The organism is Spirosoma agri, assembly GCF_010747415.1.
GTDB lineage: Bacteria > Bacteroidota > Bacteroidia > Cytophagales > Spirosomataceae > Spirosoma > Spirosoma agri.
On the sequence record NZ_JAAGNZ010000001.1, the window covers coordinates 1,932,869 to 1,946,110 of the forward strand.

Genomic DNA, 13,242 nt, shown 5'->3' on the forward strand with positions numbered 1-13,242 from the left:
CTTGAAGTCGCTATAGTTTATCGGATGAACCGCCTTATTTCTTCGTGAACTGGATCGCGCAGCCACCGCCTTTGGCTAGATGAATGCTGAGGTTCGTCTTGGCAGTAACGGTTTTCTTTTCAATTACGTACGCTTCCGGATTAGTTTGCCAGTCCGCGTTGGCCGCGTCGCGGTAGATCGTTGCTTCATACGATTTGTTCGGCTCTAAAAAGTTGAGCGGTAGCGGTAAGTCGCGGCTGTTTTCGTCGGTAATCGCCCCAAAAAACCAGCTATCCTTCCCCTTTGCCTTGCGGGCAATCAGCACGTAATCGCCCGGTTCGGCAGCCACTACTTTTGTATCGTCCCAATCCACCGGCACATCCCGGATAAACTGAAACGCATCCAGGTATTTCTCGTAATTCTCCGGCAGGTCAGCCACCATCTGCAACGGGCTATATAGCGTGACATACAACGCCAACTGTTTCGCCAGCGTCGTGCGAACCCGTTGCGTTCGGGTGCTGTCAAACTGATTCAGCCGGAACCGGAACAGGCCGGGCGTGAAATCCATAGGTCCGCCCAGCAATCGGGTGAAGGGTAGAATTGTCGTGTGTTCGGGCGTGATTCCCAAGGTAGGTGCGTTGTTGAATTCGCTACCCCGAGCCGCTTCGCTGGCCATCCAGTTGGGGTACGTTCGGTGAAGACCCGTTGGGTGCGCCGACTCGTGCGAGTCCAGCATGATTTTATACTGGGCTGTTTTCTCCGCGACCCGCTGGTAGTGATTGATCATCCATTGCCCGTCGTGATGTTCACCCCGTGGAATGATCCGGCCCACGTAGCCCGTTTTGACGGTATTGATGTCGTGATCGACCATGAACTGGTACGCGGCATCCATCCGGCGTTCGTAATTGGTAACGGAGCCCGATGTTTCGTGGTGCATGATGATGCGCACGCCTTTCTGACGGGCATACCTCGTCAGCGAGTCCAGATTATAATCGGGGTAGGGGGTTACAAAATCGAAGACATCTTCTTTCCAGTTGCCGAACCAGTCTTCCCAGCCAACGTTCCAGCCTTCGACCAGAACCCCATCGAAGCCGTATTTAGCCGCAAAGTCGATGTATTTCATCACATTTTTGGTGTTGGCTCCGTGCTTGCCCCCGGCTTTTTCCCAGGTTGCTTTGCCGATGTGCATTTCCCACCACATGCCCACAAATTTCTGCGGCTTTATCCACGACGAATCACCGATTTTTGACGGCTCGTTCAGGTTCAGAATCAATTTTGAGGCCAGCAGATCCGTCGCTTTGTCGCTGACGATGAGGGTCCGCCACGGTGTTTGGGCCGGTGTTTGCAGATAAGCTTTATTTCCCACCGCATCGGGCACGAGTTGAGCGGTAAGCGTTCGGGTCTGTTTGTTCACGCGCAGGTGCAGAACCGGGTAGTTGATCAACGCGGCTTCGTAAATACTGATGTACAGGCCATTATCGGTTTTGAACAGCAACGGGGTTTGAACCGCGTCCGGTCCGATGACCGATTTCAGGGCGGTATCCTTCTCCCGATCAGATGCCGCGACCGCATCGATCTCGCTTAGTTTAGTCGTATTGTATAGATATTCATTTGAGTCATAATCGCCTGGTTGCCAGAACGTTTTATGATCGGATGGCAGCACAAACTGCGTCAGTTCGTCGGCTACCACAAAGTGCGTGAGGGCAGCCTGTTGCGGAAACTCGTACCGGAAACCCAGTCCATCGTCAAATACCCGGAATCGAACGCGTATCTGAATACCCGCGTCGGATTTGCTCGTTAGCGTAAGGGCTAGCTCTTTGTAGTTGTTGCGAATACGGTTAGTTTCTCCCCACACCGGTTGCCAGCTCTCGTCGGTCTTGGACGAATCGATACCTGTAATCGCGAATTGAGTGAGTGATACGTCTGGTTTGCTGAGCCGGAAGCCAAGTCCCGACGGGTCCAGAACTGATTTGCTCTTGTAGGAAAGCTGGTAGGTGATCGTACCCGTTGGTGTGCTGCTAACCGTGAGGACAATGGATCGGCTGGGAGCGGTAATCGAGATCGCCTGTTGCGCGTAAAGCCTTACCAGTGAGGTAATCAGCAACAGTACTGTTAATAAATAATTCGCCATATAAATAGCTTATGGGGTAAGGTATAGAACTAACGAATACAGACAAGAGCAAGCCCACGCATGGGCCGCCTACCGAACGTACGTAATCCGCTCGAAAAATAGGAAATTAAGGAGATAAACTGAGTAAAATTACGGACTAAACACTCATTTTTCGATGGACAACGTCTCCGTCTCGGGCGCGTCCAACCGTCGTTTCAACAACCAGAACCCGCCAGCTGATAGTACGCTAATAGCGGCCACGAACAACCAATGCACGGAGAACCCGAAATGAGCCACCACCTGTGAGCCAAAGGCCGGGGCTGTTGTTTGGGCCAACGCGCCACCCATCGACGACAGAGCCAGGTATTGACCGCGGGTGGCTGGACTAGCGCGCTGGACGGTGAAGGATTGAATGAACGGAATGGTCAGCATTTCGCTGAGGGTCACGAAGACGATGAACAGCAGCGCAATCGTCATGCCGGAAATGCCCGCCCAACCGGTTACTGCCAGCAGCAGATAGGCAATCGTTGTGAGGGAGACGCCAATCAGGATCAGGCCGGTTTTTGAGCGATGTCGCTTCTCCAGCTCATAGATCAAGACCATTTCGATACCTACGATCAACAGGCCGTTCAGCGCCATCAAGCCACCAATGGTGCCTTCTGTCATGTGCAGGATCTCCTTGAAAAATAGGGGGACTATGGAGAATAGCTGCATGAACACGATCAGATACAGGGCTGAGCAACTGACGAAGGCAATGAATAAGGTGTCCCGGTAAGGCGACGCGCCCAGCCCGGCATTCGATACGGTAGGCTTATGATTCGGTTCTGCGGATGTGACTGCCGGACTCGCTTTCGGAACGGGTAGGGTAGTCCAAAGGACAAGTCCGGCCACCAGACAGGTTATGCCGTCGGCCCAGAACAGCAGGCTATAATTAATTCCGGCCAGCCAGCCGCCTAGTCCGCCCCCAACGGACCAGCCAAGATTGATCGCTAACCGGTTAAGTGAGAAAGCCCGGGTGCGCGTGTCGGGTTCGGCGTAGTGCGCAATGGCAGCCTGGTTGGCGGGCCGGAATGAATCGCCGAGCAGCGTGAACAGAAAAACACTACTACAAAGGGCGTAAAAGCCGGTGACGAACTGAAGGACTACCAGAAACGCGCCACCAAAAAGCAGACTGAACAGCTGAATATAATAAAAGCCAAACCGGTCGGTGAGCCGCCCGCCAAGAAACGTACCGATAAAAGCACCTATACCATAAACGGCCATGATGATACCCGCATCGGAAACGGAGTAGTGTAGTTTCTGCGTGAGATATAATGTCAGAAAAGGCAGCACCATCGTACCACAGCGGTTGATAAGCATAACGCCTGCCAACAGCCACACGGATGGAGCCAGTCCCTGATAAGCGTTTCTGTAGAGCCGGATTGTATGCTGAATCATGGCGTGAAAGTACGGCAAATAGCCTACAGCCGCGATTTCTTCGTAAAGTTGATGCCAGAAATCTGGTGCCGTTTTCGATTCTCATGCGTTATAGCACGTGGAGAATCTGTCATGCTCCGCCTTTATTCAGACTATGCTAGCCAATCTGTTTCGTACGATTACGCGTTTCGACCTCGCTCACCGACTGATTATTGCTACGATCGTAGCCCTGATTGCTTACGTTACGGTGTCGGGTGAAGTCAGTGTGGCGGCCTGCGCAACCACTATCTGGATCGCCTTTGCCCTGACGATGTTAATCCTGATGTGGCTGACTATCTTTTATGCGCATCCCCGCGATCTGCCCCAGCTTTCCCGACTGGAAGATTCCAGTCGGGTGATGATCCTGATTTTTGTGCTTGCGGCTGCAATGGCCAGTTTATTCGCCGTTATTGTGTTGCTGAATTCCATGAACGATACCAATCGAAGCCAGACTATTACGCTGGCTATTCTGGCCGTGGCCTGTTCCTGGTCGTTAGTGCATACCGTGTTCACGATCCGGTATGCGCACCTGTTCTATGGCAACGATCCTACTCAAAAACGACGACCCGGCGGACTCGATTTTCCGAATGACCCGGAACCGGACTACCTCGATTTCGCTTATTTCTCGTTCATTATCGGGATGACCAGCCAGGTGTCTGACGTCTCGATCAGTTCGAAACGCATCCGACGGGCGGCTTTAGGACATGGCATCCTGTCGTTCCTGTTCAATACGATCATCATTGCGCTGACAGTCGGTGGCCTCTCCGGAAAGCTTTAATTGGATTTGCTGCCGGAACGGGCCTGATTTTTTGTCTTTTCCTGCGCCTGTTCCCGTTCGTATTCGTCACGTTGCCGTTTGTCGGAGACGAGTGTGCGGTACAAACCATTCAGGACATAGATGTCGTCAACCTCATCGATCAGTCGATGAAGGTGTTCGCGGACTTGCGTAATATTCATGGGTAGTTTACTTGTTGAGTCGGTGTTATCCGGTTGACTTGATAACACCATTGTAGTCCGTTTTGCTCAATGGAAGAAAAAATAGCCCAAAGCAATACCGGCAATAACGCCCACCAGATCGGCAAATAAACCGTAGGGTATCGCATGGCGTGAATTTTTGATGCCGACCGATCCAAAATACAGGGCTACGATGTAAAAGGTGGTATCCGCCGATCCCTGAAAAATGCAGACGAGCCGCCCCACAAACGAATCGGGGCCGAATTGCTTCATCGCGTCAATCATGAGCGCCCGCGCGCCGGAAGCACTTAGCGGTTTCATGAGTGCCACGGGCAGCGCATCCGTGAAGTCCGTATTCATGCCCGTCAGGGAAAATACATACCTGAACCCACCGACCAGGTAGTCCAGCGCACCGGCATTCCGGAAGGCCCCAATGGCAACCAGCATCCCGACCAGGTAGGGAATGATTTTGACCGATGTTTCGAACCCGCCTTTCGCGCCTTCGATGAATGTCTCGAAGATTGGGACTTTTTTTCGGATGGCCCCCAGCAGGAACGCGACCACGATGGTCATGAGAATGACGTTGCCGAACACTTTTGAAAACGTTTCGACCTCTTCTTTGGGACGACCTGCCAGCAGCCACAGCGCCAGGCCGATCAGGGCCGTAATGCCGCCTAGCCAGCCGAGTACGGTGGTATTCAGCAAATTAATGCGTTGTTTGATCGACACAGCTACAAGTGCCACAACCGTAGTTACGTAGGTGCCAATGACGCAGGGAATAAACACATCCGACGGATTGGCCGCGCCCAGAATGGACCGTTGCGCCATGATGCTCAGCGGAATGATTTGTAAGCCTGACGTGTGCAAGACCAGAAACATGATCTGCGCATTGGATGCCGATTCTTTGTTCGGGTTCAGCTCCTGCAAACTCGCCATGGCCCGTAGTCCGAACGGGGTAGCGGCATTGTCCAGGCCAATCAGGTTGGCCGAGAAGTTCATAATCATCTGACCATTGGCGGGGTGGTCTTTAGGAACTTCGGGGAAGAGTTTATGGAAAAACGGACCAATGATACGGGCCAGGAAATTGATCGCTCCGGCTTTTTCACCCACATTCAACAACCCCAGAAAGAACGTCATCACACCCGCCAGCGGCAGGGCGATGTCCATAACCGCGACCTTGGATGAATCGAAAAGTCCCTCGACAATAAGTTTAAAAATTTCGGTATCGCCCAGGAAAATCAGTTTGGCGAGCGCTACCAGAAAGGCAATGACAAAAAAAGCAACCCAGATGTAATTAAGAGCCATGCGGTAGAAGAGAGGGCAACGTGTAGTTTGTCGTTGGGAGTTTGTTTTTATTTACGTCCTCAATATTCATCATTTGACCTCAATAAGCAAACTATCATGCGTTTCATTGCTATTCTGATTGTACTCACCTATGCGCTTACCGGTTCACTATCACTGGCTCAGGCAGTCGAAAAGGCGATGGTTAAACAAGGGCTGGTGAATGTGCAGGAAGTCGATCCGAGCATTCTGGTCGAACTCAAGTACTCTACCACCGACAATTTTGTGGGTAAAGACGTGTACGGTGATCTTACGCGGGCCTACATGCAGCCGATGGCCGCTAAAAAACTGGCCAGTGCCAGCAAGTATCTGCAAACCAACCACCCTGATCTGCGGCTACTCGTCTATGATGCGGCCCGGCCCCGCTCGGCCCAGTGGAACCTCTGGAACGCGCTGCCCAATATGCCCGAAAACGAACGTCAAAAATACGTAGCCGATCCCCGCAAGGGTTCCATACACAATTACGGCTGCGCGGTCGATCTGACGGTAGCGACCAAAGACGGCAAACCGCTCGATATGGGCACGAAATACGATTTTTTCGGTGAGCTGGCGTATCCATCCCGCGAAGAGGAACTGCTGAAAGCTGGTAAGCTTACGCAGGAGCAGATCAACAACCGCCATATTCTGCGTACGGCGATGCGGCAGGGCGGATTCAGTTCAATCGAATTTGAGTGGTGGCATTTCAATGCCTTATCACGGGAGAAAGCAAAGATGGTATTCCGGATTGTCGACTAGTAACAAGTGTGCATTAACGTCAATTCGGTTTACTCGATGCCTGGGCTGTGTGGTTATGGCATTAAAAACAATGCGCAGAGGAGACAATTTAACAATTAGGCAAAACGGATGTAGACCGTTTGCTGTAGCTTTACAAAATTAACTAATCCAATTCTTATCATGGTTCAACGTTTACGTCAAGTAAGCCAGTTATGGCTGTGGTTGATGGTGTTGCTCTTTGCCCAGGCGGCAAGGGCGCAGCTATTAACCGACGATTTTACGGCAACAACATTGCCTTACTCGCTTACCGCGCAGGGATGGTCTGCTCACAGTGGAGCTGGTACAAATTCCGTTCAGGCCACAGCGCCAAGCTTATCGTATGCCGGACTTGCCACGACAGGCGGAGCGGCTGGTCTGACAGTAACTGGCGAAGATGTTAACCGTACGTTTGCGCAGCAAACGAGTGGTTCAGTTTACGCTTCGTTTCTCGTGAACGTATCATCGGCACAAACAACCGGTGATTACTTTCTTCATTTTGGTGCAACCGCCATCGGTACTGCTTTTGGGGGACGCGTATTTGTTAGGAGTACAACGGGAGGTATACAGTTTGGTGTCTCTAAAGCAACCGATACAGGTGGGCCAGTTTATAGCCCAACGGTCTACTCACTCAATACCACGTATTTCCTCGTTCTGAAATACACCGTAGTTTCCGGAACCACCAACGATATTGCTGGTTTGTATATTGAGCCAGTCTTAAACCAACCTGAGCCTTCGACCGGACTCAGCACGACATCAACGGCAGGCGATATTGCAAACGTTGGTTCCATCGCACTCCGTCAGGGGGGAGGAGCGTCAATAGCTCCTAATGTACGGGTTGACTACATTCGGGTTGCGACCAACTGGGCCGATGTAACGAAGAGTTCTACGCCCGTAGCTGCTTTATCGGTTAATCCAACCACGCTCACTGGGTACGTCGCTACACAGGGAACGGCTTCATCATCGCAATCTTACACGCTCACCGGAACTACTTTGGATGCGTCTGCCGTATCGGTTTCGGCTACGGCGGGCATCGAACTAAGTACGGACAATGCTTCCTTCGGCCCAACGCTGTCGATTATGCCTGCTTCGGGCAGTGTGTCACAGCCTGTTTATGCCCGGTTGACCAATTCAGCGGCAACGGGTCCGTTCAGCGGTACGATCACCAATACGTCAAACACGACGCTGGTCGCCAACGTAACCGTAACGGGCCAAGTCAGTGCGCCCAATACGCCCTCGCTGACCGCTACGCCAACAGCTCTAACTGGCTTCACCGCTACACAGGGAACTGCATCTGCCGAGCGGTCCTACACACTAACAACGGCTAATTTGGCGAACGATATCACGGTAACGGCTCCGGCAGGCGTTGAGGTAAGCACAACATCGGGAAGCGGGTTTGTATCGTCGCTGGTCATTCCAGCCGCAACGGTGTCACCTGTCGTTTACGCCCGCCTGTCTGCCGCAACGGCTGGCGTGATCAGTGGAACGATCACCAATGTATCGGCTAGCCTTACTGCTACCGTGTCGGTCAATGGAACGGTAAACTCAAACAGTCCGTATACCCCTATTGCGATTGCGCGGGCTAACATCGGTCAGACCTACACGATCCAGGGCCGCGTTACGGTAACGAATCAGTTGGGTTCCCGCCAGATTTACATTCAGGACGAAACGGGTGGTATTGTTGTTTACGCCAGCCCATCGGGAACCGATCTGGCCTCTTTGGTACAAATCGGTGATCTGGTGCAGACGCGCGGACCAATTAGCGTCTTTAGCGGCTATACCGAGATAACGTCGCCAGCAGCTACCAGTTTCACCGTTGTTCCGGGAGCCGGAACGGTTGTGCCCACGCCTATCGCGATCACACCGGACCAACTACCAAATTATCAGGGTCAACTGGTTTCGATTGCCAACGCTAACATCAGCGGCACGGGTAATTTTGCGGGTGGAGCCAGCTACACAATTACGGCTGGTGGACAATCGGGAGTCTTACGCATCAGCGCCAATTCGCCACTGGCGGGGGCTGGTCGTCCGAGCAACCCGGTTAGCGTAACCGGTATCGCCGATCGCTTCGTTTCGGGTGCTACCACGCCGGGTACTAACGGCCTGCAATTCCAGCCCCGTATTCTGGCTGATATTCCGGGCAGTACAGCGGCTCAGGATGCAACCTGTGGTAATCCGGCCGCTTCACCGCTGGCGTTCAACAAAACGCTTGATGTAGCCGCCTGGAACATGGAATTCTTTGGTGCCGATGGCGGTACGATCAGTTGCCCGAACAATGTGACGCTCACGTACAACGACATGGGCCCCACGAATGAAGATCTGCAACAGGCAAACGGCACGACCGTCCTGAATAAGCTGAATGCAGACATTGTTGCGGTGGAAGAAATCAGCGACATCAATCGTTTTGCCGCTGCGGTAGCCGCCATCCCAGGTAGCTACAGTTACGTTTGTTCGAATCGCTTTTCGTACTATTTTCAGGATGAATGCGATCAGGTGCCATCGGGTGGTACGGTGTTTGGCCCAACCTCACTGGCGCAGAAAGTGTGCGTCATCTACAACACGGCGACAGTAACGCCCGTACTGGCCGAGACGAAGCCCTTGCTGGATGGCATGTACAATTATCCAAGCGGTAACGGTTGGTCATCAGGTCGCTTACCCTTCCTGTTTGTCGCGAACGTAACCATCGACGGTGTAACGAAAAAGGTTCACGTTGTCGCGATCCACGCGAAGTCAGGTAGCGCAACCGCCGATTACAACCGCCGGAAACAGGATATCATTGATTTAAAAGCCAAGCTCGATGCAGACTACCCCAACGCCAATATTATCATGTTGGGAGACTACAACGATAAACTAAACGGGTCAATTGCCGCGAATCAACAGTCGTCGTATGCGTCATTTGTTAACGATGCCAGCAACTACACTCCGTTGACCCTGCCACTCGAAAATCAGGGCTGTTCGACCTTCAACTCGTCGGCCAGTTTCATCGATCACATGATCGTGTCGAACGATTTGCAGCCTGCTTACATCGCTAACTCGACGTACGTGCTGCAACCGTTCAGCATTCCGAACTACGCCAACACGACCTCGGACCACAACCCGATCATCGCTCGTTTCGATCTGACCAAACTGGTTGCGGCAAATACGGCCCCAACGGTGGCGAACACGATTGCTCCCCAGTCGGCTACGGTAGGGACGGGTTTTAGCTATACGATTCCGGCCAATACCTTCATCGATGCCGAGACGCCAAACGCGCTGACTTTAACGGTGAGCAGCTTACCGGCAGGCCTGAGCTTCACGGCACCGGCCACCATTTCAGGAACGCCATCAACGACGGTCGGTTCGCCCTTCACTATTACCGTGACGGCCACCGATCCGGGTAGTCTGTCGGTTAGCACCAGCTTTACATTGACGGTTAATCCAGCCGCGATCGTTACGCCAGGTAGCTTTGCCATCGCATCGGTTACGACCGTAAACTGTGCAACGGTCTCTGCTGGTGAGCGTAACCTTACGTTCAACCCAGTGTATAGCGGGGCAACAAGTTCGCCAATCGCTTTCTCCGTTGTGAATGAGCTGACGACCACGACTACCGCGGGACCGTATATGCTTCGGTTATACACGGATAACCCGGTTATTACGCTGAAGGCGGTGCAGGATGGCAATGCTGCCAGCTTCACCTACAACTGGCTGGCGGCTTGCAGCGGTACACCACCTACGAATACGGCTCCAACGGTGGCGAACACGATTGCTCCCCAGTCGGCTACGGTAGGGACGGGTTTCAGCTATACGATTCCGGCCAATACGTTCACCGATGCCGAGACGCCAAACGGTCTGACTTTAACGGTGAGCAGCTTACCAGCAGGTTTGAGCTTCACGGCACCGGCCACCATTTCGGGAACGCCTTCAACAACGGTCGGTTCACCGTTCACCATTACCGTGACGGCGACTGATCCCGGTAATTTGTCGGCAAGCACATCATTTACGTTAACGGTAAGCCCCGCAGGAGTGGTTACGCCGGGCGGTTTTGCTATAGCCAGTGTAAGTACCCTCAATTGTGAGGTCGTTACCGCTGGTGAGCGTAATGTAACGTTTACACCGGTCTATACGGGTTCGACAGGTAGTCCGATCACGTTCTCGGTCATCAACGAACGGATTCCGACAACCAATCCAGGTCCATACACCCTCCGGTTGTATACGGATAATCCAGTAATTACGCTGAAGGCCGAACAGTCAGGAACGGTGTCTACGTTCAGCTACAACTGGCTGTCCGCTTGCAGTCCGAACACACGCGTGGGTGTTATTGAGCATAGCGAACCCCTGTCGGTGACGATATTGGGTAACCCCGTATTGGGCGAGTCAGTGGACGTTGAGATTCGTGGCGCATCGGGCACCAAACTACAGGTACAGACGATCGACAGTCGTGGTCGTAGTGTGAGCAGCACGACGATTGATAAGGCAGGTGTCGTTGAGCGGGCCAGTGTGAGTCTGGGTCGGTCAACGGGCATTTACTTCCTACAGGTGAGCACACCAACGCAAAAGAAGGTGTTGAAACTGGTTAAGGAGTAAGTTCATAGTTTCCAATACGCAAAAAGGCAATCCACTGGATTGCCTTTTTGCGTATTGGAAACTATGAACTTATGCAACTAAAAACCGGAATGCTAGTTGAGAAATAGCTTTACGTTAGTGCTCACACGTAATTTTCCTCCTGCTTTGTATTGTATGGATTGGCTTTTACCTGTTTCGTTGGCAGGTATGACAACATCGTGTTGAATTTCAACAAGGTCTGTGCTAGTTGGAATACGATTCGCAGACCAGGTGGTCGGATTCATCCAGGAACCTGCCTGAACAGAGTAAATAACGGATTTTAGGCTTGTTGTAAACGGATAATTATCTGAAAAGTCCGATACGTTCGAATCGGCGCATAACGTTCGTATTCGCCACTCGTAGTTTGTTTTAGGAATAAGGTCAGGCAGGGTATAAGCTCCCATAGCCGATGTTGTAAGGCTCTGAGGCCAGGAGTCAGTACCAGCAACTCGCCACTGAATTTCGTAGGAAGTAGTACTATCAAACGGAGCCCAGTGTAGTTGAGCTGACGTTGCTGTAATATCGGTTGTTCGAATATAGGTAGAATTGGGGGGGAAGCACCACGTACCGATTAGTACATCAGAGGAATAACTGCCGGGTATGCCTCCGCAGATACTTTGAACCTGAACCCGATAAAGGGTTGCGGTCTGCAATGGTGCAATATCGAAATAAGCATTACTCGTTGGCGCTCCTTCCTGCCATTCAGTACTGTTGTCGCGACGCCACCGCACCTTATATTGAGTTTCCGGACTTACGGCAGCCCATTGGACACGGGCCGACGTCGATGTTATGTAGGCCTGTGTAAAATTGACCGGGGGGGCACAAACGGTCGTGAAAGATCGGGGGCTTGAAAATGTTGAGCTATTCGTTGCCGAACAGAGTGTCATGACCTGCCACTCATAAGCCGTACCGGGAGCTAGATCGGAGAATTGAGCAAATAACAAACCATTGCTATTCATTTTTTTGTCAGGTAATGTTTGCCAGGGACTATCAGCCGGAATTTTTGTCCGCCATTGCACACGGTAACTGATACCGTACACGGCCCGCCAGTAGACTTCCGCCACTGTGGGTTGAATCTGACCTTCCTGTAGATACTCAGGTGAGCCGCAAATAGCCGTAAATGTACGAGGAGCCGTAAATGACGATCGAACCGTCTCATCACAAATGCGCTGAACATTCCACTCATAGGCAGTACCCGGCGTGAGGTCCGTTAACTGGTAAAAACCAGTGGTTTGTCCATTGCTCGTAGGGCTTGACGTTGGTAAGTTTTGGACCAGCGTCCAGGTTGACGTTCCAGCTGGTCGCCACTGGAGGTTGATCATCTGAGCGGAATTGACAGACCAGGCGAGCTGAATCTTACTGCCAACAGGATCAGATTCACGTGGCGAGTTTGGCACTCCACAGCTGCTGGTTGTGAAAACCCGACTAGAGCAATAATCGGATACGTTCCCGTCATTACACAGCGTTCGTAAGCGACATTCGTAGGTTGTCTCAGGTGTCAGGTTGCTGAAGGAATAGGATGTGCCTGATACCGTCAAACTATTCGGCCAGGTTGATATACCCCTAGGACGCCACTGAATTTCATAAACAGGTTCTGTTCCGTATTCTCCCCAGACCATGAGAGCCGATGTGCGGGTTACTTCGTATACCGTCACTACATCCGGGAGTGAGCAGGCTGTTGTAAATGTAATACTACCTGAATATGGAGTTGGTTGTTCATTGCAAATGGTCTGTACCTGAGCCTCATATGTAACGCCATTGGTCAAGCCAGTTAGTTTATCATAGGGATTTGGCGTAATAGGTCTGTCGATCCACGTCGCTGAACCAGAAGAACGCCAGCGAACCCGATACCGAATAGCCGTGCCTACCACTGTATTCCAGCCTAAAAAAGCCGTTGTCGATGTGCCGCCGTCACTATGCAGGTTTTGGGGAACGATGCAATCGTCTGCTGATTGAATGCTGCGCTGCTGTGTCTGTAAGGAGTCCGTCGTTACAGGTGCGGCCAGAATAGGTTGGGTGACAAGGCTGAGGAGAAAAAGAAATCTAATAATAAACGTGTAGTGCATATGGTC

Annotated in this window: 8 protein-coding genes; 3 read left to right on the top strand and 5 right to left on the bottom strand. The window is 52.1% G+C overall.

Features of this window, described 5'->3' with window-relative positions; genetic code table 11:
• Window positions 1-34: 34 nt before the first annotated feature.
• Window positions 35-2,110 (bottom strand): glycoside hydrolase family 97 protein, encoded by a 2,076-nt coding sequence (locus GK091_RS07910; protein ID WP_164036061.1) that lies wholly within the window; start codon window positions 2,108-2,110, stop codon window positions 35-37.
• Window positions 2,111-2,254: 144 nt separating this feature from the next.
• On the bottom strand, window positions 2,255-3,526 hold the full coding sequence (locus GK091_RS07915; RefSeq protein ID WP_164036063.1) for an MFS transporter: 1,272 nt from the start codon (window positions 3,524-3,526) through the stop codon (window positions 2,255-2,257).
• Window positions 3,527-3,659: 133 nt separating this feature from the next.
• Between GK091_RS07915 and GK091_RS07920 the strand changes: the two genes are divergently transcribed.
• The gene (locus GK091_RS07920; RefSeq protein ID WP_164036065.1) at window positions 3,660-4,322 is read left to right on the top strand and encodes a DUF1345 domain-containing protein; all 663 of its coding nucleotides are present in this window, start codon (window positions 3,660-3,662) and stop codon (window positions 4,320-4,322) included.
• On the opposite strand, the gene GK091_RS07925 is transcribed toward GK091_RS07920, so the two are convergent.
• Both GK091_RS07925 and GK091_RS07930 read right to left on the bottom strand, forming a co-directional pair.
• On the bottom strand, window positions 4,319-4,501 hold the full coding sequence (locus GK091_RS07925) for a hypothetical protein (protein ID WP_164036067.1): 183 nt from the start codon (window positions 4,499-4,501) through the stop codon (window positions 4,319-4,321). The two genes, GK091_RS07920 and GK091_RS07925, sit on opposite strands and share 4 nt — an antisense overlap.
• A gap of 66 nt (window positions 4,502-4,567) precedes the next feature.
• Window positions 4,568-5,803: a nucleoside recognition domain-containing protein gene (locus tag GK091_RS07930; RefSeq protein WP_164036069.1), complete on the bottom strand. Its 1,236-nt coding sequence runs from the start codon at window positions 5,801-5,803 to the stop codon at window positions 4,568-4,570.
• 96 nt (window positions 5,804-5,899) lie between these two features.
• On the opposite strand from GK091_RS07930, the gene GK091_RS07935 reads away from it, so the two are divergent.
• Both GK091_RS07935 and GK091_RS07940 read left to right on the top strand, forming a co-directional pair.
• Complete coding sequence (locus GK091_RS07935) at window positions 5,900-6,574, top strand: M15 family metallopeptidase (protein ID WP_164036071.1); 675 nt, start codon at window positions 5,900-5,902, stop codon at window positions 6,572-6,574.
• Window positions 6,575-6,733: 159 nt separating this feature from the next.
• Window positions 6,734-11,152 (top strand): putative Ig domain-containing protein, encoded by a 4,419-nt coding sequence (locus GK091_RS07940; RefSeq protein WP_164036073.1) that lies wholly within the window; start codon window positions 6,734-6,736, stop codon window positions 11,150-11,152.
• 92 nt (window positions 11,153-11,244) lie between these two features.
• On the opposite strand, the gene GK091_RS07945 is transcribed toward GK091_RS07940, so the two are convergent.
• Window positions 11,245-13,236 (bottom strand): fibronectin type III domain-containing protein, encoded by a 1,992-nt coding sequence (locus GK091_RS07945; protein ID WP_164036074.1) that lies wholly within the window; start codon window positions 13,234-13,236, stop codon window positions 11,245-11,247.
• Between the last annotated feature and the right edge of the window lie 6 nt (window positions 13,237-13,242).